The organism is Rhodococcus sp. ACS1 (genome assembly GCF_002300155.1).
GTDB lineage: Bacteria > Actinomycetota > Actinomycetes > Mycobacteriales > Mycobacteriaceae > Rhodococcus_F > Rhodococcus_F koreensis.
This window is the reverse complement of the sequence record NZ_NSDZ01000015.1, coordinates 81,321-101,385: the sequence shown is the minus strand read 5'-3', so window position 1 is coordinate 101,385 and position 20,065 is coordinate 81,321. Positions and strand designations below refer to the sequence as shown.

General features: G+C 63.8%; 17 protein-coding genes and 3 pseudogenes. 12 read left to right on the top strand and 8 right to left on the bottom strand.

Going from position 1 to position 20,065, the window contains the following annotated elements:
* Nucleotides 1-439 precede the first annotated feature (439 nt).
* Both CJ179_RS49255 and CJ179_RS52020 read right to left on the bottom strand, forming a co-directional pair.
* A complete protein-coding gene (locus tag CJ179_RS49255) occupies nt 440-3,184 on the bottom strand; it encodes a LuxR C-terminal-related transcriptional regulator (RefSeq protein ID WP_073369081.1) in 2,745 nt (914 codons plus the stop codon).
* Between the two features lie 653 nt (nt 3,185-3,837).
* A complete protein-coding gene (locus CJ179_RS52020) occupies nt 3,838-4,173 on the bottom strand; it encodes a hypothetical protein (protein ID WP_074873309.1) in 336 nt (111 codons plus the stop codon).
* A gap of 709 nt (nt 4,174-4,882) precedes the next feature.
* On the opposite strand from CJ179_RS52020, the pseudogene CJ179_RS53625 reads away from it, so the two are divergent.
* Nucleotides 4,883-4,987, top strand: a pseudogene (locus CJ179_RS53625) (undecaprenyl-diphosphatase); the annotation flags it as partial.
* On the opposite strand, the pseudogene CJ179_RS54355 reads toward CJ179_RS53625, so the two are convergent.
* Nucleotides 4,980-5,069: pseudogene (locus CJ179_RS54355) on the bottom strand (undecaprenyl-diphosphatase); the annotation flags it as partial. The pseudogenes CJ179_RS53625 and CJ179_RS54355 overlap by 8 nt on opposite strands.
* 358 nt (nt 5,070-5,427) lie before the next feature.
* On the opposite strand from CJ179_RS54355, the gene CJ179_RS49240 reads away from it, so the two are divergent.
* The 3 genes from CJ179_RS49240 to CJ179_RS54350 all read left to right on the top strand — a co-directional run bounded on the left by CJ179_RS49240 (nt 5,428) and on the right by CJ179_RS54350 (nt 7,048).
* Nucleotides 5,428-5,805: a phage holin family protein gene (locus CJ179_RS49240; protein ID WP_073369077.1), complete on the top strand. Its 378-nt coding sequence runs from the start codon at nt 5,428-5,430 to the stop codon at nt 5,803-5,805.
* A gap of 317 nt (nt 5,806-6,122) precedes the next feature.
* Nucleotides 6,123-6,299, top strand: a complete 177-nt coding sequence (locus CJ179_RS53620; protein ID WP_240320053.1) for a hypothetical protein — start codon at nt 6,123-6,125, stop codon at nt 6,297-6,299.
* A gap of 401 nt (nt 6,300-6,700) precedes the next feature.
* A complete protein-coding gene (locus CJ179_RS54350; protein WP_373560202.1) occupies nt 6,701-7,048 on the top strand; it encodes a hypothetical protein in 348 nt (115 codons plus the stop codon).
* 165 nt (nt 7,049-7,213) lie between these two features.
* Here the strand turns inward: CJ179_RS54350 and CJ179_RS49225 are convergent, their stop codons facing one another.
* Nucleotides 7,214-7,609, bottom strand: coding sequence for a hypothetical protein (locus CJ179_RS49225; protein ID WP_073369073.1), 396 nt, complete (start codon nt 7,607-7,609; stop codon nt 7,214-7,216).
* Nucleotides 7,610-8,000: 391 nt separating this feature from the next.
* Between CJ179_RS49225 and CJ179_RS49220 the strand changes: the two genes are divergently transcribed.
* The 3 genes from CJ179_RS49220 (at nt 8,001) to CJ179_RS52010 (ending at nt 9,622) form a co-directional block, all read left to right on the top strand.
* Nucleotides 8,001-8,528 carry a helix-turn-helix domain-containing protein gene (locus CJ179_RS49220; protein WP_162850402.1) on the top strand — a complete coding sequence of 176 codons (528 nt, stop codon included), beginning with the start codon at nt 8,001-8,003 and terminating at the stop codon, nt 8,526-8,528.
* Between the two features lie 30 nt (nt 8,529-8,558).
* The gene (locus CJ179_RS49215) at nt 8,559-9,059 is read left to right on the top strand and encodes a PIN domain-containing protein (RefSeq protein ID WP_240320054.1); all 501 of its coding nucleotides are present in this window, start codon (nt 8,559-8,561) and stop codon (nt 9,057-9,059) included.
* 392 nt (nt 9,060-9,451) lie between these two features.
* A complete protein-coding gene (locus tag CJ179_RS52010; protein WP_162850403.1) occupies nt 9,452-9,622 on the top strand; it encodes a hypothetical protein in 171 nt (56 codons plus the stop codon).
* Nucleotides 9,623-9,875: 253 nt separating this feature from the next.
* On the opposite strand, the gene CJ179_RS49210 is transcribed toward CJ179_RS52010, so the two are convergent.
* Both CJ179_RS49210 and CJ179_RS49205 read right to left on the bottom strand, forming a co-directional pair.
* Nucleotides 9,876-10,112 carry a PQQ-dependent sugar dehydrogenase gene (locus tag CJ179_RS49210; protein ID WP_143049012.1) on the bottom strand — a complete coding sequence of 79 codons (237 nt, stop codon included), beginning with the start codon at nt 10,110-10,112 and terminating at the stop codon, nt 9,876-9,878.
* A 637-nt stretch (nt 10,113-10,749) separates the two neighbouring features.
* Nucleotides 10,750-11,328 carry a TetR/AcrR family transcriptional regulator gene (locus tag CJ179_RS49205; RefSeq protein WP_074873316.1) on the bottom strand — a complete coding sequence of 193 codons (579 nt, stop codon included), beginning with the start codon at nt 11,326-11,328 and terminating at the stop codon, nt 10,750-10,752.
* A 90-nt stretch (nt 11,329-11,418) separates the two neighbouring features.
* Here CJ179_RS49205 and CJ179_RS49200 point away from each other — a divergent pair, with 90 nt between their 5' ends.
* The 4 genes from CJ179_RS49200 to CJ179_RS49185 all read left to right on the top strand — a co-directional run bounded on the left by CJ179_RS49200 (nt 11,419) and on the right by CJ179_RS49185 (nt 13,118).
* A complete protein-coding gene (locus tag CJ179_RS49200; protein WP_073366713.1) occupies nt 11,419-11,865 on the top strand; it encodes a DUF1772 domain-containing protein in 447 nt (148 codons plus the stop codon).
* 54 nt (nt 11,866-11,919) lie between these two features.
* On the top strand, nt 11,920-12,192 hold the full coding sequence (locus CJ179_RS49195) for a VOC family virulence protein (RefSeq protein WP_174695049.1): 273 nt from the start codon (nt 11,920-11,922) through the stop codon (nt 12,190-12,192).
* Between the two features lie 58 nt (nt 12,193-12,250).
* A complete protein-coding gene (locus CJ179_RS49190; protein WP_095866356.1) occupies nt 12,251-12,601 on the top strand; it encodes an antibiotic biosynthesis monooxygenase in 351 nt (116 codons plus the stop codon).
* Nucleotides 12,602-12,695: 94 nt separating this feature from the next.
* Entirely contained in the window at nt 12,696-13,118 is a 423-nt protein-coding gene (locus CJ179_RS49185) for a DUF4267 domain-containing protein (protein ID WP_095866355.1), read from the top strand.
* Nucleotides 13,119-13,378: 260 nt separating this feature from the next.
* Here CJ179_RS49185 and CJ179_RS49180 read toward each other — a convergent pair.
* Together CJ179_RS49180 and CJ179_RS49170 are read right to left on the bottom strand one after the other, a co-directional pair.
* Nucleotides 13,379-14,093: pseudogene (locus CJ179_RS49180) on the bottom strand (IS6 family transposase).
* 757 nt (nt 14,094-14,850) lie between these two features.
* Nucleotides 14,851-18,114: a protein kinase gene (locus CJ179_RS49170; RefSeq protein WP_306454282.1), complete on the bottom strand. Its 3,264-nt coding sequence runs from the start codon at nt 18,112-18,114 to the stop codon at nt 14,851-14,853.
* Nucleotides 18,115-18,568: 454 nt separating this feature from the next.
* Between CJ179_RS49170 and CJ179_RS49165 the strand changes: the two genes are divergently transcribed.
* Nucleotides 18,569-20,029 (top strand): aldehyde dehydrogenase family protein, encoded by a 1,461-nt coding sequence (locus CJ179_RS49165; RefSeq protein ID WP_073366710.1) that lies wholly within the window; start codon nt 18,569-18,571, stop codon nt 20,027-20,029.
* The last annotated feature ends 36 nt before the right edge of the window (nt 20,030-20,065 follow it).

Sequence of the window (20,065 nt, the reverse complement as noted above, 5' to 3'; positions counted from 1 at the left end):
TCATGAAGGCCAGTGTGGTGTAGAGCACTCGATCCGATCGCCACCCCAACGGGGCGACTTAGTCCCGACTCGGTACTCCAACCCCTCACCCCAATGGGGTGAGGAGCAGATCGCAAGCCATCCCGATGAGGGTTAAAGCACTCGATCAAGGTGCGTCAGGGTGTGGGGCGGGCCCGCGGAGCGCTTCTAAAACTTTGCGATTGGTGGGTCGCAGAGGTGCTCGATATGGCGATCCGAGTGCGGTACGGACCCTTTCCTCGAATGTCGGGCGACACGCGGAGACTTCGGCGGGCCAGCGGCGCTATCTCTGCGGCGTGCTTCAACCCTGAGACGTCGCGCCAGCGTCGCGGCTATGTCGGACCATCCTCGATCGAGGGTTCCAAATGCGCGGATGCTCGCCCTGACGGCTTTGGCCAGCACCTGGATGACGCGTGACCAGTTACAACAGACCCAGCGCCCGGGCTTTCACAACTGCTGCGCGTCGGCCGTTGACATTCATCTTCCGATAGATACTGCGCAAGTGAGCCTTGAGAGTGTTGACTGAGACAAACAGTCGGGCGCTCAGCTCGGGCAGAGAAGCGGGCTCCTCGATCGCTCGCAGCACCTGCATCTCCCGTTTAGTTAGCGGCTCAACCAGAGCCCCACGAGTGGCACCAAGCGAGCCGACATGCAATGTCGGAGCTGTCTCAACCAATTTAGCCTGCACTAGCTCGACGAACTCGGGGTGACGGGTGCCGGCGCGCCGCACCCTACGAAGCAAGGCGTTGACTGGGCTACCGAATTGCAGAAAGGGCTGGACGTATTGCTCAGGTGCTGCAAGTTCGATTGCCTTCGCGATCTGATCAACCGCCTGCGGCGACTGCGGTGTCTTTTGTACGTTTAACAAAGCCAGCAGAATCATCGCCTGCAGCATCTCATCGACTAGCCCACTTCCTGTGGCGATAGCTTCGTCGAGCAGGCCGATAGCACGCTCGGGTTGGCCATCACCGACCAGGAGTTCTGCGTGTGCAACGGTGAGCATTATCGGACCAGTCGATTGTGGTGGAAGGGATTCGAGGACAGCAGCTGCTCCCGCCGCGTCTCCTATCGCTAGTCGGACGCGTGATCGCTCGGCGGTGAGGTAGTCATCGAAGACGTAGCGGGCGGCCATCCGGTCGACGATCCGTGCAGCCGCTTCGAGATCCGTTAACGCTTCCCGTTTGCGTCCCCGCAGGCTGATCACGAGGCCACGAACGAGCATTACGGTTGCACTTACTGCAGCGTCCTGACGGCGGACCGCCGTTGCGGCGGCCGCGAGGTGTTGTTCGGCGGCATCTAGGTTTCCCCGCATGTACGCGGCCCAGCCACGGGCGTGCCATAGTTCGGCCGCGGCGCCGGTCAGTTCCCATCCACGCTGACGGGCGAGTTCAGTGGCCTGGTCGGCAACGGTCAGAGCTTCAGTCAATCGATTTTGGGCTGTGAGGACACCAACGAGTTGGCTTAGGCAACCGAGTTCGAGGTATGCACGGTCGGTCGCTCTCGACGCGGATAGGGCCTCCCTCAGATGACCCTCGCCGTCAGCCCGTCGGCCGACCCAGTATTCGGTAGTACCGAGCTGCTGGAGTGCCAGTGCCCGGAGATCATTTGCGGCTGTCGTACCGTGGCTCTCGTACCGTTGAGAGAGTGTTGCCATGCCGTTCGCCGCGGTCGCAACTACGTTTAGGTCGCCTGAAAGGCGGCCGCGTTCGAGGTCGACTACCAAGCTAGCCGTTGTTGCGTCGGGGTCGATCGGAAGATCGGTGGAAAGGGGATGGCTATCGGCCGAGTCCAGCGCCGCGGATTCGGGCTGCGTCGGAGTACGCCGTCCGCCGACTGTTTCGAGCGGCGCGCCGGCCAATGCTGCGTCAGAGGTGTCCACAACCCCTCCCTCCCCAAGAGCGAGGGCGACAGCTATCTGTACGAGTCGGAGTTCGCCGTTGGTAGACACCACTGTGTCAGGGAGCTGCTTCAGGAGACCTTGGACTGTCACCAGCTGGCCGTCGAGATACAACTGCAACCAATTGCCGACTAGTAGCGTTTCTGCGTCCTGCCATCGCTCGGCATTGCACGCGTGCTGGAAGGCTGCGACAGGCATGTTTTGATCGGCGAACCACCTAGATGCGGTGTGATGAAGTGTGGCTGCTGATGGGTCTACCTGCAGTTTCAGCCTGCTTCGAAGTAGTTCAGCGAACATTCCGTGATAGCGAAACCAGTCCTTGCGCGGTGTGTCGGCGATGACAAATAGGTTGCGTTTGGCCATCCAACGTAGCACTTCGTAACTGTCTGCCCGGCCAGTCAGCGCCGCCGCTAGGTCGGCAGTCACGACCTCGCAGACCGAGGTTCGCAGGAGAAAGTCCTGGAGGTCGCCCGGTATTCGAGCCAGAACTTCGGAAACCAGGTAGTCAGCAACGTCAGCGTCATCGCCCGTGAAGTTCTGTAGGAATTGCTCGGAGGATTCTGCTTCGGCAAGTGCGAGCGCCGCCAGGCGGAGGCCCGCTGACCATCCTTCGGTGCGAACCTGTAGTTTCTCGGCTGCGGCGGCCGAGACGTTGACACCTGACTCGGCGAGCATTGCCGAAACCTCGGCAGTATTGAACGACAGGTCTTTTGCTGTCAGCGTGTGCAGTTTGCCCTCGACGCGGAGACGACTGATCGGCAGATGCGGTAGGTAGATGCCGCTAAGTATTACGTGGACTAGGGGCGGGAGCCGCATCAGTAGCCACGACAGTTCTGCTTCGACGACCGAGTCATCAAGCCAATGGATGTCGTCGAGGATCAGCAGGATCGGAGACCGAAGGGTGGCGAGCCCTTCGAACAGTGGGACAACGGGGTCGTCGGACTCATTTCCAACTGAGTGAGACAACATCGGTGAGATCGCGGCCAACATAGCTGGCCAGAACCGGTTCGGGTCCGAATCGCGCCGATCCACGGTGAGCCAACACACGTCGACCACGCAGGACGACGAGCGCACCCACGACGCGAGAAGTTGCGTCTTTCCCCAACCTGCGGGGGAGGTGACAGTGGTCACAGGGTACTTGACTGCGTTCGTCAGCCGGTCGAACAGCCGAGGTCGCGTCAGTACGTCATCAGGAAGGAAGGGAGTGCCTATCCGGCCGGGAAATAGAATGGAGTGTTCGAGCCGGGTGAAGTGGTCCGCCGCATCCATGGTTCGTATCCGTCTTCTAGTCCGCCGGTCGGTTGCCGGAGGTCAAGACGGCATTCGGGTGCACGACTTGGTACGCGTTGTCGAACCTGTCAGCTGCAGGTTCGACGGCGGTTCGACGCTCTGTCCGCTGGGGGGTCACTGCCATTGCTCCACTACCTAATCGTCACACTGTGGGCGATATCCTCACACCAGAACAGTACGCAGTGTTTTCGGGGTTACCTGGCATCGCATTCCGTGACAATGCTCTGCAGTCCCACGCACCGAGGCCTGCATCGATCGCAGTATGCCACTCTATTGGCTCTCCTGCCCGAACGCGCTGTCCTTGGACGGCGACGCCCCGCGGCCAGTATTTGTTCCGGGCGAACGCCTCGATCACGATTTACCGGTGACGCTGAAGGCTGGCCAGCATGCCAACCGACGATCTCGTTCTTCTCGGTGACCCGTAGGGGCGCCTTATCAGGATGACGGGTAGTTGGGTCGGCGCCGGGTTCTACCTCGACGACGACTTCAGGCTCTATTTGCGGCGCATGCGTAAGCCCGGTCATGCGGTCGCCGGCTCGCGCTGGTATCGCACACTTCTGACACGAGAACTGATCCGTGCCGGCGAATTCGCGAGTACCTCCGTCGATATTCCCATGCGGAGGGTGTCCGCGTCAGGAGGAGCCGAAGCCAGGTGGCGGAGACATCCTGAAGGGCGCCGGCGGGTTATTTTGCTCGCGGTTCCGATCCCGTTGCATCTGGCCGCCGTTGTTGCCGCACATGTTCATCTGCTGCTGAATTTGGTCCGGGGGTAATAGCCAGTTGTTGTTGGGATCGCACGGGTCCTGCCCCGGTGGGGCGGTCGGTGCCGCGGCGGACGCCACCGCGGGTACGGCGATGGAGGCCACCGTTGGTGCGGCGGCGAGGCCTGCCGGTAACGTGACGATCGATCCGGCCACCACCAGCCTGACCAGAAGGCTCTTCGTGCGTGCCTTCGTGGTTGTGTTCATTGTCGGTGCTCCTTCGGCATGAAATTGAAGCCGTCGGATACGGCACCCTGCGACTGATGCTGTTCGCGCGTGGATCGTGAGCCAGCATCGTGCCGTGTCGCGCTGCTGTTGTGCGTGACCGCCTCGGTTGCCCCGGATGCCCGCTCAGCGTGGTGCTCCAAGGCGGCCCGATTGCGAGTCCCTTCCCATCATATCTATTGAGCTGTCGTGCGGCCCGCGGGGATTCGCGCACTTCGATAACGGTATGACCGCGGCGGTCGACTCCCTCGCCCACAACCCACTTCCGTTCAACCTACGCAGGGGTCGGCTTTCGCTCTGCTACTCGACGGGGCGACCGGCGATAGAATTGGTGGTGAAGTTGTCGCGATTGCGGAGGCGAGGTGATCGTTTGGATGAACCCTTGGGACACACCTGATCGACCCTCGGAGCAGCTGGACTACGCCCCGGCGAAAAGGGGGTCGATCGCTGTAAGGCGACGTCCCTCGCCCTGCACGCTCGCGTCGGCAGACACTGGATCTTGACACAATCGCGAGGCTTCACTCTACTCAAGGAGCACCGATGACTAACACCGCCGTCGACGCCACAGCAGCTCTACAAGTGACCGAGTACTGGGTGGTCGAGGTGGACCGCCACGACGGGACGTGTTGCACATTCGGACCGTTCACCGCCGACGCGGCCTGGACCGGACTCGAGGGACTCTCACCCGAACGACTGGGTGGCGATCATCGGCACGTTCGTCACCACCGTGCGCACCCGCAGCATCGAGACCTCCACCGAGTGGATGGCCTGGCAGATCATCGTGGCCACCATCCCCGGGCGTAGAAGATCAGCAGTGCGACGGCGGTCGCGACGTGCAGGGCGACTATGAAGGCGAGGAACGGGGTACCGGAGTCGCCCGAGCGAGACTGAACGTGTTCTTCTTGGTGGTCGGAAAGTCGCCGGAGGGGGTCACTGTGGTGGGCGTGCCAGTGTTCATCAGTGCGGCGTCAGCTCGCGGTGTGGAGTGCGGATCGGTGCCGGCGAGGCGGGGTTATTCGCGCGCACCATTTGTGACGTCAGGCGGCGGTCACCAGGCGGTACCAGTAGGGCGATTGTGGTGCGGTTGGCGTAACGTCGCAACTGGAGGTTGCGGTGATGTCGAGGGTTTGTACGGGGCCTTCCAGGGGAGGGCGAGATGGGCATGTGGTCGATCCGTGTGAACGTTGTCGCGATCTCTGATTCGTGCCGATTGTCATGGGCGAGGGGACTTCTCGAATGATTCGTTTCCTGCTTCGGGTCGTGGTCTTCTTGGGGTCGGCAGCGCTCGGCCTGCTGGTGGCGCAGTGGCTCCTGCCCGGGGTCTCAATTGCCGCGTCGGGATTTGTCACCGCGGTGGTGGTGTTTGCGGTGGCACAAAGTGTGCTGTCTCCGTTCATTGGCAAGGTGGTGGCGAGGAACGCTTCGGCGTTTCTCGGAGGTGTCGGGCTCGTGTCGACATTGGTGGCGTTGGCGATCGCATCGCTTGTCGGTGGTCTGAGTATCGACGGGTGGCGCACGTGGATTCTGGCGACTCTGGTGGTGTGGCTGGTGACCGCGGTTGCCACTCTGGTACTGCCGTTGGTGGTGTTGCGTAACAAGAAGTCGGGCGCGTAAGGGGGCCGCGGGGCGCGCATGAGAGATTCCGGTTGTCATGGTCTTTGTGCCCCGCGGCATCGGGTACCGTCGGTGCGGGCCTGGGGCGGTGATGGCCTGCCGCCGTATTGTGGTTAGCGCCGCTCGTTCCCATTCTCGGGCGGCCTCGACTCCGTCGGCCGGTACACATTGCGACTCGCGATTGGCCGGCGGGGCAGGGGCCGGCACCGGTAGGTCGGTTCGCAGGTCCGAGGTGGCGCCGGCAGGAACGGTCAGACCCTCGGTTGCTTTTATGAGTGAAAGACAGCTGTTCTAGCTGTGTAGAGGAGGTGCTCGTGATGGGCTCTGCATTGACCGATCATGGTGTCGCAAGGACCACCCTCACGCTCACCCCCCAGGTCTCGCAGGCTGGTTCGATCGACGCCGCAGGCCGCGAGTCGGCGGTACCGCCGGAGCTGGCGCGGATCCTCGAGCAGGTCGTGTCCGTGGTGCGGCCGGTGGCTCCGTCACCATAGGATTGGTGCCACATGAGGTGACCACGACTGCCGCGGCCGACATGCTCGACATCTCTCCCGCCCCGCGTTGATGAAGTTCATCCGCGCCGGGTGTGATCCCCACGCACAAGGTCGGCACGCATACCCGGCTCGAGAGCAGTGACGTCATCGCTTACCGAGAGCGAATACGCGATGCGCAGCGGGCCGCCTTCGACGACCTTCGCGGGTTCGAGGACGCCGAGGACGCCGAGGGCAGCCTGGGGACAGTGCGCAGATCCGTATGTTGCGGTTGCGGAGGCCGCCTCATGTCGCGCGGCGGCGGGTGGAAAGACCCGTGCTGACTAGGATTGGGTGTTGTCCGTGCATCCTCTGTGTCCGAACAAGGCCGTGTCGCTTCGTTACTCGATGCGCGGGATCGTGCGGTGGTGTTGCTCGATGAGGTGATCGCGCGGGGTTTGATCGCCTCCTGGGCAATCGAGTCGGCGGTCAGCGATGCTGTTCGGGATCTGGCGGATGAGATGTTCGGCACCCGCCGGTTCTGGCCCAAGCGGATCGTCCGGGCCGGGGTCAACATGTTCCTGTTCCCCTCAGGTCTGCTGCTCGGCGGCGACTTCACACTCCTCGATTACCTGATCTGGAACGAAATCCCCACCGTGCTCGGCGATATGGTCGGCGGACTGGTGTTCACCGGCCTCGCGCTGCACCTCGCGCATCGGCACACCTCCGGCGCACCCGTCCTCGCCCGCGAAGCGGAACTCGAAACGCGCTGACCACTACCAGCGACCCGCAGGTGCACCGCTGTGCGATGTCCGTGCGGGTCGTCGCTGTGCGGGAAATGGCGTCGAGGGCGCCCGGCGTCGAAGCGGACACTCTCGGCGCCGCGTCACCGATGTGCTCCGGGCGTCGAGGGGACTCGGAGCCGGAGCCGGCGGTGCTCACATCCAGGGCATGTCGGGGTCGAGCGGGTGGGAGATCACGCCGTCGTCGGGTTCGAGGGGATAGTTCGCGGCGTGGTACGGGGCACTGGAGGACCCGAAGAGGTCGACGCCTCCCTGCTCGGTGAGGGTGGTGCCCGGCTCGGTGAGCGTGGTGCCCGGCTCGTACAGTTCGACCTGCTCGGGCACGTCCTCGTCCGGGGCATCGCAGGCGACCATGGGCCACGCGTTGGCGCACCCGATGCGGTCCCGCACCTGGACGGTGTACGGGACCTGCGGGGCGGTCCCGTCCGCGGGTGCTGCTGCGGCGGTGGCACCCTGGGCCAGCACGGCACCGAAGCCGAGGGCGACGCCGACGGCTGCTGCGGCTGCGGTGCGTGTTGTGATCGAGGACATTCTGTGGCTCCTGAAGTTTCGGGGGTTTCGTGTTCTCGGACGACCACTAGTTTTCGCCGGGAGCCGGCGTTCGGTAACACCCCGAGGGGGTGATCGGTGCCCCGGTAGGGGGCGGGAAAGCACCCCTGGGTGGCGGTCCCGCGGATACCGCACGACCCATTTTCGGCTAGTCAGGCGGAGAGGCCGCTCAGGCCGTCGAGCGTGGTGCTCACAGATGAAGGGCGCAAAGCATGGTCGTGAGCACTCCGCCGACCTGGGACGCTCGTAGGGATTGGTGCTCCCGTGTAACCCGGCTGCAGAGGTTCGCATCCACTTCGACTTATTCGAAAGATTCGAAAGGTAGGTAATTCGACTATTTCGAACGAAAGGGTCGATCACGGGTGCACAGGCGTTGGATCAGCACACGTATCTGCCGCAAGCAGCGGTGGGTGCGGGGTTGGCGGCGGTGGTCGGCTTCCTCGACACCCATGAGCGGCGCCGCGGCGACCGGGACGAGCCGCGGTATCTGTTGGTCGGTGCCGGTGAGCACGATCAGGTGGAGTTGCCGGCGGAGGTGCATGCGGCGCTCAAGCAGGTCGTGGCCGCACTGCAGGCCGGTCGCGCGGTGACGGTGGCACCGCGGGCGATGATGTTGACGACGCAGCAGGCCGCGGATTTGCTGGGGGTGAGCCGGCCGACGGTGCGCCGGTTGATCGATGCGGTGGAGTTGCCGGCGGAGAAGGTCGGCGCTCGGCATCGGCTGTTGTTGCGGGATGTGCTTGAGTATCAGCAGCAGCGCCGGGCCCGCCAGTACGAGGCACTCGCCCAGACGGCTGTGCGGATCGACGACGAGGACGATCCTACGGTGGTCGCGGAGCCGTTGAAGAACGCACGGAAGGCGGTCGCGGAGCGGCGACGCGCCCGCCGCATCGACCACTAGCTTCGGCCAATTGGTCGATAGACTGCCCGGATGTTCGCGGCAGTTCTCGACACGTGTGTTCTCTGGCCGAGCCTGCAGCGGGATTTCCTGCTCTCGATGGCGGTCGAGGGTTTGTATCGGCCGTTGTGGTCGGAGGTGATTCTCGACGAACTCGAGTTCCACGAGGCCGCCAAGCTCGAACGACGCGGACACTTTCCGGCGGCCGCGCAGGCGGCCAGTGCACGGCTGGTCGGGACGATGCGCGAGTACTTCGACGATGCGCTGGTGACCGGTTGGGAGCCGCTTGAGGGTACGTTCTCCCTGCCGGTTCCCGATGACGAGCACGTCGTGGCGACCGCGGTGGTTGGCGGGGCCGGGGTGATCGTCACCGATAGCCGGAAAGACGTTCCACGAGACCGAGTTCCCGGGCATCCAGGTGATCTCGCCGGCAGAGTTCGCGGCCGACACGGTATCAGTGTCCCCGGCCGCCGCGGCCCGGGCGGTGGAGATGCTGTCGGTGCGCATGGTGCGCCCTCCGACGACCATCGATGAGGTCCTCGAGCAGTTGGTGGTGCGTTACCGGATGGACGAAGCCGTTGCACTGCTGCGTGATCGACAGTGATCGCCCGCGCGCCCTTGGGGATGCGTCGGGGTGCGCCGACAATCGTGTTAGCCGGTGCACAACAGGATCTTTCGACGGGCGGAGAATGATGTGGGGACCGCTGAGATGTCGTCGATGGCCACAGACGGTAGCGCCCATACATAGCTGGCAGGCGACGGTGATTCGTTCCGCCGCCGACTGGACCAGCAGAATGGGCCGTTGACCCATGGTGACGGCAGGTCTTGAAGGAAGTCTTGGCCGTGAATGTCGCACTGCCAGACTCCTTCTCGACGCTGCTGAGCGGAACAGTTCCGATCACCGCACACTCAGACAGGATGGGATCGTGAGCGACCGGACCGCAGCAGACCTCGAGCGTGAACTCGCCATGCTCGCCTACGTACGCGACCGCCTCCGGGCTTCGGAGGGCAAAGACTTCCGCATCCCGACCACCGCGCTCGACCAGGTTCTCGATGAGCTCAACAGTCTCGAACGATCGCCGTGGGATCCGAACTGATTTCACCCGTGCAGAGCTCGAGGTAGTGCTGAGCACGTCCTGCGAGCCTTGCCGGCGGGGCGGCGCGAGCGACCGGTAGTTTGCCAGGCGCCCGGCGCACATCGGATCGGCGCTTGCTCCGTGACGCGGCTGTGGGGGCATCGCATTTCCAACCCGGGGTGTGAAAGGTCCGATTCCGCCGAGCAGGATGAGCGCGCTGTGTTTCCGGGATCTGCGGGAATGGCTGGGGCAAGCACTATTCCAGCACTCGGCGCTATCGTTCGGTCGTGGGGGTCACGCGGAGGACCTTGTCGTCGTGGCCGTTGTCGGTGGTGTTGAGTAGTGATCCGTCTGGTTGCGCGGCGACGGTGCGGATGCGGCCGTAGGTGTCGGCCAGTTCGGGCGGCCTGGTGTCGGTGAGGACGTGCGTGCCGTCGGGGTCGAGTCGCAGGAACAGGACCATGCGTCCTTTTTGGACGCCGACGGCGAGGGCGGTGTCCCATTCGCCCATGCGGGTGCGGTGGCGCCACTGAATGAAGTTGCGGATGGTGCGGCGGGTGGTGGTGCCTTCGCTGAGGCAGGCGTCGAGGTGTGCTTGTCTCAGGTGGGCGATGGTGGTGTGGTGTTCGGTGCGCAGCCAGGTCAGAAACTTGGTGGCCTCGGTGATCTATTGTTTGGCGGTGCGGGTGGCGTTGTCCATGTTGCGACCGGTATCGGGAACGCGCAGTCGGCGTAGGTGATGCCAGCGGGCGAATTGCTCTATGGGCGCGTAAATCTCGGGCGTTGGTTGCAGAGTGGTGAGTCGTTGGTCGAGCCAGGTTTCGAAGCGGGCCAGGCGGGGTCGCCGCGGCTGGGGAGGATGTGGTGGTGGACGAGCATTTCGCGTAGGTGTTCGGCGCTGCGGGGTGGGACAGGTGAAGTTCGCGACTGCCGTTGCGGGCGAGTAGGTCGGCGGTGGTGGGGTGGCGCATCCAGGTGAGGATGCTTTCCGGGCGCTTGAACTGCAGGGATGACGTCGACCGTGCGCTGGTCGGCAAGCGGCGCGGGGATCAGAGTCGGCTCGGGTTCCGCTCCAGGTATGCACGGTGTGCTACGTCGGGCAGCGGCGGGGCCCGAGGGCCCGGCTGCGTGCCCGCCGGGATGGTGTGTCAGACCATGGCGAGCCGGTCCACCAGCAGCTCCACCCTCGGCTCGGTGTCCTCCGGCGGCAACCGTCCCGCCCGGGTCAGGGTGGCCAGTCCGTGCAGGCACGCCCAGAACGTCTCGGTGAACAGCCCCGGGTGGACGCCGTCCCCGGCGACCTCGCCGAGGCTCTCCAGCAGGGCGGCGAAGGCGTCCTTGAGAGGTTCCGGGGTGTCCTCGTTCGCGAAGGCCAGGCCGCCGTCGAGCTGGAACATGGCGTCGTAGACCGCCGGGTTGCGTTCGGCGAAGTCGAGGTAGGCGCGGGCGAGGGCGGCGACCCGCTCGCGCGGGCCGTCCTCGGCGCGGGCCGCGGCCCGCAGCGCCGCGGCCATCTCGGCGGCACCCTCGAGGGCGACGGCGCCGATGATCTCGCGCTTGCCGCGGAAGTGGCTGTAGAGGACGGGCTGGCTGTATTCGATGCGCTCGGCGAGCCGGCGGGTGGTGACCGCGTCCCAGCCCTGCTGCTCGGCGAGTTCGCGGGCCGTGGCCAGGATGAGGCGCTCGCGGCCCGCCCGTTCGCGCTCCTTGCGTTCCTGTACCGACATGACCCGATCCTAGCACCGCTAGACAAGTGAGCGGCAGTAGTACTAGCGTTGCCTCATCAGCTAGCGGCGCTAGATATCGGGAGGGTCATCATGCTCAACGCACTCGAGGTCGTCACCACCGTCGTCGTCGGTGTGATGGTGGGGGTGGAGTTCTCCGTCGCCTTCGTCATCAACCCGATCCTCAATGCACTCCCCGATGACAGTGGCCAACTCGGCCGCGCCCACGGGGGCCGGATGCTCGGCGCCGTGATGCCGGTCTGGTACATCGGCTCTCTCATCCTCGCCGCGGTCTGGGCCATCGCCGGATGGCACCACCACGGCACCGGCCTCGTCGTCACCGCCGCCGCGCTGCTGATCCTCAGCGTGATCATGTCGATCCTGCTGCTCGTTCCGATCAACAACCGGAGCAAGACGTGGACCCCTGACAACCGGCCCGCCGACTGGAAGCAGCAGATGAACCGCTGGGACCGCTTCCACTACGTCCGCGTCGCCGTCATCATCGCCGCCTTCGCCCTGCTGGTCGCCGCCGTCACCTGAGCCCGCGGGCTCACCCGCCCGGTCGTCAGCCGCAACCGCTCGGCCTGGAGGCCGATGCGCGTAGCGGAGTGGCGGGCCAGCAAGATCCCGTTCCCGTCGGTGCGGATCACCCCGGAGACCATCATCGATCTGGTCGCCGGCCCGCGCGGCCAGCCCAACGTCGACCACCTCTGCCTCACCGTGCATCCGGTCGACTGGGACGCGGTCATCAAGTCGGGCACCTTCACCGTCCTGGAGGGCCCTGTCCAGCGCTTCGGTGCCCGCGGCATCGCCACCTCCATCTACATCCAGGACCCGGGCACCAGCACCCTCGAACTCCGCTGGTAACCCCAGGACGCGGGCCCCAGCGACACCCACTGACCGATGGCGAGAGGAAGTACCGAAAATGGCCAAGCTGCAGAGTCTTGACCCGCACACGCCGATTTTCGCGCAGTTCAAGGAGAAGACCGGGCCCATCGTCCTGGCCAACACTTTCTTCGTCCCGAAGGAAAAAACTGAAGCGTTCCTGGCCCTCTTTCGGAGGCAGACCGAGTTCATGAAGGCTCAGCCGGGATTCGTCTCCCTGCAGATGCACACGGGAACGGCGGACAGTCAGCTTCTGATGAACGTCGCGGTCTGGGAGTCGACCGAGGCGCTCGCCACGGCGTTCGGCAGCCCAGAGTTCCAGCGCATGGCGGCCGAGTTCCCCGACGACATCGTGTCGTACCCGCACATCTTCGAGCAGATCGACGTATGACACGGCAGCTGCAGCCGCGTCCGCGCTGCCTGACCAGGCCCCATACGACGCACCAAGCTCACCAAGCTCACGAAGACTCGCAAGGAGAAGACCAATGTCGCTGAAGAAGATCAACACCGTCCTGGCCGCCACCTTCATCCTCTTCATCCTCTGGTTCGGGGTGGAGTTCATCCTGAGCCCGGAGACGACGGCGCCGGGCTTCGGCCTGCCGAGCTGGCCGTCCGGCGGCGGCGGCTTCCTGATCGTCAAGGGAATCCGCGACGTCGTCTTGGCCTTAGTCCTGGGCATCCTGCTGGTGACGGGCCACCGCCGGGCGCTGGGCTGGGTGCTGCTGGTGGAGGCCCTCGCCGCGTACGGCGACATGGCCACCGTGCTGGCCCACCACGGCTCCGTGGCCACCGCGCTCGGCGTCCACGGCCTGACGGCGACGCTGATGGTGGTCAACGGCCTGCTGATAATGCGCGAGAACCGCCATGTCGCGGCCGCTCCGGCGACACCCGCCCCGCAGCCCGCCTGATCCCATCGGTCCAAGGTGGCCCAGGCCCCGGCTGAGCCACCTTGGCGCGTGCCGGTATTCGCGTGTCAGCGCCCGCCGGGAAAGGCGAGGCGTGACCGCATGCCTGAGATCATTGAAATGATTGCGCACCAGTATTGTCCATCCGATGCAACACCGCCGTTCTAGTTGACATAACGGCACCGTAAACTTGAGTGATAGTCGCAGTGGTGCAGTCGGTTTGGGTTCGTCTTAACCCGGAAATTGTTGGCTGGTTGTGTTGTTCAGGCAGCGGTGGCGGTCGCGGTGATTTCGTTCCACACGGCGAAGCGGGCGGTCATCTCCGTCGCCAGTCGGACGCCGACAACATGTGCCGCCGCAGCTGGAAGTGCCTGTGATGCCGGAGAACGCGGATAGGAACCGTTGTGCCTGCCCAGGTGAGGTGAATCGCTTCATCCGGCGCTCTTGTTGTCGCGTGCACTGACGTGAGTTCTCGGCCCGATTATTCAGATACTTCGACCGGCGATGCTCGACCGAGGCCAGCATCTCGCGGTGCGCCACTTGGTAGCTGGCCAGCTTGTCGGTCACGAGCACCCTCGGCGCGTATCGCAGACCCTTGAGCAGCTTGCGGAAGAACCGCTTGGCGGCCTTGGCGTTTCGACGCGACTGGACGAGAATGTCGAGCACCACGCCGTCCTGGACGACCGCACGCCACAAATACCTCTGCTCGCCGTTGATCGGGATGAACACTTCATCGAGGTGCCACTTGTCGCCAGGGCGGGGCCGGCGGCGGCGCAGTTCATTGGCATAGGACTGGCCGAACTTCGCGCACTACTGCCGGATCGTCTCGTGCGAGACCACGACGCCGCGTTCGAACATCAGTTCCTGAACGTCACGCAGACTCAACGCGAAGCGGTAATACAGCCACACGCTGTGGCTGATGATCTCCTTCGGGTAGCGGAAGCCCTTGTACGACGAATCTGCGCTGGTCACGGTCACCCATCCTCCCAGCGGTTACCCGCACAGCCAAGTTTGACGATGCCGTATTTAGCTCGCCGCCCAGGCGCGGAGGCCACTTCCGCGGCCCGGATTCGCGATTCTGTCGAGCAGAGACGGCGGCCACGAAGGCGGATGGTCCGCTCCCTCGACGCCCCACACGAATTGATGCGTACATAGCGCGGGCGTAAGGGACTGAGCGCCGCAATGATGGGATGAAGGAATACGGTTGGCACGTCGGAATTCCTTACGATGTCGGTAGTGGCGCGTGCGTTTCGTGAGATGCCTCGGAAAACGCGGACACGCCCAGCAATCGTGACTGGGTGCCTCGATGCCGTCGGAACTGCCGTGACGAACAGAAGGTGAGGATGAGGTCCTTCACCTCCTGGGGATACCTGCGAATCCGGCTGCTGCAAGCGAGGTCATAGAGGCGATCTTCATACTCGCGCTTGGAAATTCCGAAGTTAACCATGATGTCTTCCGGGGGCCCTCCGCCGAACGCGGACCAACGTCGGAAGAATTGCACCATGAAGTCATCTTCACGAGTGTTCGCTTGAAGTTCTTCTGGCTTGATCGTCATTTCTGCCCTCTTCCGACACCCGCAGTGCCCACGTCCTGTGCTGTTTCATCACGGCGGTCTCTACCGGCCGACACGCCGGAACAGACGATAGGCCCGTGGACATCTGACCGCATTGCGTTGGGGGATAGACCGGCAGCGCCTTTTCCTCCTCATAGGATGAGGACTGCGCCACATGCGGAGTCACTGCTTTTCCGCGACCACCCACGCTGCTATCTGGGCACGTGAGGTGAAGCCCAGTTTCGTGAGGATGTGCTCCACATGTCCCTGCGCCGTTCGGCAGGCGATGACCAGCCTGTCTGCGATTGCTCTGTTGGTAAGTCCCTCCGCTACGAGCTCGGCGACTTGGTGCTCGCGTTTGGTCAGGTGATAGTGGTTCGTACCGGCGTGCGCCGGAGGTGCCGGCGTGCCTTCGTCGAGGGCGATGGCCACCGCCTGCTCCAACGTCATCTGCCTTCCCGCCTGATAGGCGTCGTCGAAACACCTGCTGCTCAGAGTGTTACGCGCCTGGCATGCGCATTCTTCGTGATACACATGTAAGCCCGGTATGTGAACCGGTGCGCTGCCGACGCTTTCCCAGAGACCTTCTGCGGCGCCCATCAGTTGCGCGGCGTGCTCAGCTTGACCGCTCTTAGCCGCAATCCAAGCCAGTGCCTCCAGGCACCAGGCGGCGCTGAGCGGATCGTCGACGACCCGCGCCATTCGGAGTCCCTGATTGAGAAGCCCTGTCGCTCGGTCACGATTGCCGAGTTGCCAGACCTGCAGGCCGAGAACCCAGAAGGATCGGGACCGGTAGACCGATTCTCCAAGGTCGGCGCTGAGGGCGAGGGCCTCCTCATTTCGTGCGATCGCTTGTTCGGTGTCGCCGAGGAGCCCGCTGGCGAGTCCGAGTCCCTGGAGCGTGGAGATCCGTAGGAAGGGGAGGGGGTGGGTATCGAGGACGGCGAGAGCCGTGGTGAAAGACGTTGCAGCTTTTTGTAGGCTGCCGGAGTACAGCGAGTGCATCCCTTCGGCGTGGTGCAGATGCGCCTGTGCCGCTATGTCGTCGACCTGGTGGGCCGCAGTGCCGGCCGCGGAAAGTAGTTGCGCCCCAGCGGAGAGGTCACCTTGGCGACCGGCGAGCACGCTCTGAGCGCACAGTGCCCTCACAGTGTCCACCGGATGTGAGCCGTCATCGCTCGACAAAGCGATATCGAGCCATCGCCGCCCCTCGCTGAGAAGCCCGCGAGAAAACCAGAAGGGATACAGAGCGGCGGCGAAGTCAATCGAATCCGGTACCCGCTGTGCAATGCGGAATTGGAGGGCATCCCGAAGGTTCGGCTGCTCGGAATCCAATCGAAGGATCCACGTCAACTGATGCGAACTGACCCATTCGGCTTCTGCCTCACGTGCCATCTGCCGGTACCAATCGCTGTGGCGGCGCCTCTGCGGCATGATGCCTTCAGCGTCATGCAGTTTCTCCCGGCCGTACTCGCGCAAGGTTTCGAGCATGCGATAGCGGACCGAGAGTCCGTCCTCCTCGCGAACCAGAATCGACTTGTCGACCAACGATGCGACGAGATCCAGGACATTGTGCGGGGCCAGGCCATCGGCGCAGATTGCTTCGGCCGCATCCAATTCAAAACTGCCGGCGAAAACCGATAGACGTGACCAGAGCGTGCGCTCCTGTGGTGTGCAGAGGTCGTGACTCCAGTCTATGCACAACCGGAGGGATTGCTGGCGGACCGGTGCGCCCCGGCACCCTCGTGAGAGCAGTCTATAGCGGTCGGTGAGTTTGTCGTAGATCTGATCTATGGAGATCGCGCGTAGGCGGACCGCGGCCAGCTCGATCGCGAGTGGTAGTCCGTCGAGCTGTTGACAGATGCGAGCGATCTGCTTCCAGTTCTCTGCTGTGAGTTCAAAGTCGGGGAGTGCGGTGGTGGCGCGGGCGAGGAACAAGGTCACCGCGTCGTACTGGCTCATCGCCTGCATCGATCGCGTTCGTCGTGAGTCTGGGGTGGCCAACGGTTGCACCCGATGGAGTGTTTCACCGCCGAGGCCCAGCGGTTCGCGGCTGGTAGCAAGGATTCGCAACTCGGGACAGGACTTGAGGAGGGTCTCAGCGACGGCGGCGGTGGCTTCGATGAGGTGCTCGCAGTTGTCGAGGACAAGCATGCATTGGCGCGACCGGAGGTGCTCGATGAGCCCGTGAAGTCGGTGTTGGTCGGGTTGTTCTTGGATTCCGAGCGTGAAGGCAACAGTGTCGACGAGGAAGTCGCCGTCAGTCAGGTTGCTGAGTTCGATCAGCCACACACCGTCTGCGGATGCGCGATGTGATTCGGCGGCCACCTTTGTCGCGAGTCGGGTCTTTCCGACTCCTCCGGTCCCAATCAGGGTCACGAGACGCGATTCGGTGAGTAGTTTCTTTGTGGTCTTGACGTCGTGGCGGCGTCCGACGAAGGTGGTCAGGTCTGCCGGCAGATTGCCTCGGACGCGGGGGGAGGTACCCCGGCTTTGGTCCGTCATAGACGGGGCGACGGGGGGAGTCGGTGCCGGTTTGGGGTGGATGCTTTCGCCCGCGGTGTCCGTCAAGGGCGGGCGTGCTGGCTTGGTGGTTGAGGGAGTCTCGCACTTCGTGATCAGAGCCATGTCGTCTACTGGGCAACCGTTGAGACGTTGTATTCGCCGAAGTCGGCTTCCGAACTCTGCGGCTGTGGATGGACGGTCATTTGGTTTGGTTGACATGGCTCGTTCAATCTCGGCGCAGACATTGTCGGGAACTCCGAGGTTTCGTAGGTTGGGAATTGGTTGAGTAGTCGCTCGGAGGAATTGAGCGACGATCGGTTCGTCGGCCTGTCGCTCGTATGCGGCGTGGCCGGTCAGAGCGCAGAACATCGTCGATGCGAGCGCATAGACATCCGCGGAGGGAGTCGGACTAGCACCTTGCAGTACCTCCGGTGCGGTGTAGGCGAGTGTGCCGGTGATGGAGTGTCGGGTGGTCTCGACACCACCAGCGATGTGGGCGATACCGAAGTCGGCGAGTTGCGGTTCGTCATAGTCGGTGAGCAGTATGTTCGCGGGCTTGACGTCGCGATGAAGGATGCCGGCGCTGTGCGCGGCGGAGAGGGCGCCGGCGATGCGCACCCCGAGGCGAAGCGCGTCGTTCCAGGTGAGCGGGCCCTGATCATGAATCCGATTCTCGAGTGTCCCGCGGCGATGGAATTGCATTGCAATGTAGGGCAAGTCGGATGTCGTGCTTCCGCATTGGAAGACGCTGACGATGTTCGGGTGGCCGGACAGTCGGCCCATCGCTCGTTGTTCGCGCAAGAATCGTCCGAGATTCGACGATTCGAGATGCGAGGTCATGACTTTGACGGCGACAGTTCGCTCCAGGGCTGCTTGGGTGCAGCGGTAGACGGCTCCGAAGCCGCCACGCCCGACCTCTGCGGCGTCGTCGAACCCGGCCATCGCCAGTTCGTCGCGAACGGATAGTGGTGCGAATTTCCATGCTGCGGTTGCGGTGACCGAGTTCCGCGGTGTTCTGCGCGGGTGGTGGTTGCTTTTCTGGCGATGAGAAGTAGCGGGGGAGAGTTCACCTGGTGTGACTCGAATGCAGGTTGTCATGGGCTTGACCAGCTTCTGCGGGATCGTCGAAGAATCGAGCGTTCACCAGCCACAATGCTCCGGTACCCCGCGAGCGGCTACTCTCTCAGAGATAGAAGGCTGGCACGGTTTACTCCCTGGAAGATGACGCCCCGATCACGCTCGGACAGTAGAACTTGTAACCGCCATCCCACCTCGCTGGCGAAGATACCAACCCCTCGTTCCGCTCGAGACCGGTGCGGGATGTGTGTGTCCGCTCGGGCGGCGCCTCGTGGATGCAGTCCCACAACCGGTGGGGCTGCTCACCTGAAGGAGATGAATGTTGTCTACCGAAGCCCCTACCCTCGTCCTCCCCGCAGAGTTCCGTATGACGATCGGTGGGCGGTCGGTGACCGCGCCGGGGACGGCGCCGGTGTACAACCCGGCGACCGCCGAAGTGATCGCTGAAGTTCCCGTTGCGACCTCTGACCAACTCGACGAGGCCGTCGAGGCCGCTCAGGCCGCGTTTACCGGGTGGTCGGCGACACCGCTCACAGAACGTCAGGCGATCGTCTCGGCGATCGGTGACCGGCTCGAAGCCCATGCCGAAGAATTCCTGGCTTTGCTGACCGCCGAGCAGGGCAAGCCGCGTGCGATGGCCGAATGGGAGGTCTACGGCTCGATCGCGTGGTTCCGGGAGATCGCCAAGCAGTCCCTGCCCGAAGAGGTTCTCGAGGACACTGCCGAGCGCCGTGTGATCAGCCGGCACACGCCGCTCGGGGTTGTCGGTGCAATCGTGCCATGGAACTTCCCGATCCTGCTGGCGGTCTGGAAGATCGCGCCCGCCCTGGTGGCCGGTAACACCATCATCGTCAAACCGTCCCCTTTCACTCCACTGTGCGACCTCAAACTCGTCGAGCTTGCACAGGACCTGCTTCCGGCAGGTGTGTTGAGCGCGGTCAGCGGTGACGACGAACTCGGCAAGTGGATGACGGCGCACCCGGGCATCGCGAAGATCGCGTTCACCGGCAGTACCGAAACAGGCAAGCACGTGATGCGGTCCGCGGCCGGCACCCTCAAGCGGGTCACCCTCGAACTCGGCGGAAACGATCCGGCGATCGTCCTCCCGGACATCGACCCCGTGAAGGTCGCCCCGCAGATCTTCTGGGCGGCCTTCCAGAACAACGCGCAGTTCTGCAACGCCGCCAAGCGCATCTACATCCACGACGACGTCTACGAGGCTGTGCGGGACGAGTTGGTCGCATACGCACGGACAGTCGTGGTCGGCGACGGCGCCGACGCCGAGACCCAATTGGGTCCGATCCAGAACCTGCCTCAACTGCAGAAGGTGCGGGAGTACTTCGACGACTGCACGGCCAACGGCTACACCTTCGCGCTCGGCGGACAGATCGACCCGAACGCCGCCGGCTGGTTTGTTCCGGTCACGCTCGTCGACAATCCGCCGGAGGACTCGCGGCTGGTCGCCGAGGAGCCGTTCGGCCCCATCCTTCCGCTACTGCGCTGGTCGGAGGAAAGCGATGTCATCGCACGGGCAAACGACACCGTGTGGGGGCTGGGCGCCACCGTCTGGGGTGAAGACCTCGAGGCGATCGAGCGGATCGGCCGCCAGCTCGAGGCCGGAACTGTCTGGCTCAACGAGGTGCATCAGTATTCGCCGCATCAGGTCTTCGGTGGGCACAAGCAGTCCGGAATCGGTGCCGAGAACTCGCTGCACGGGCTCGCCGAATACACCAACCACCAGACCATCACGCTGAACAAGGTCCCCGACACGGTCTCGTGAGACCACCCGAGCTTGAACAACTTTCACACAGGAAGT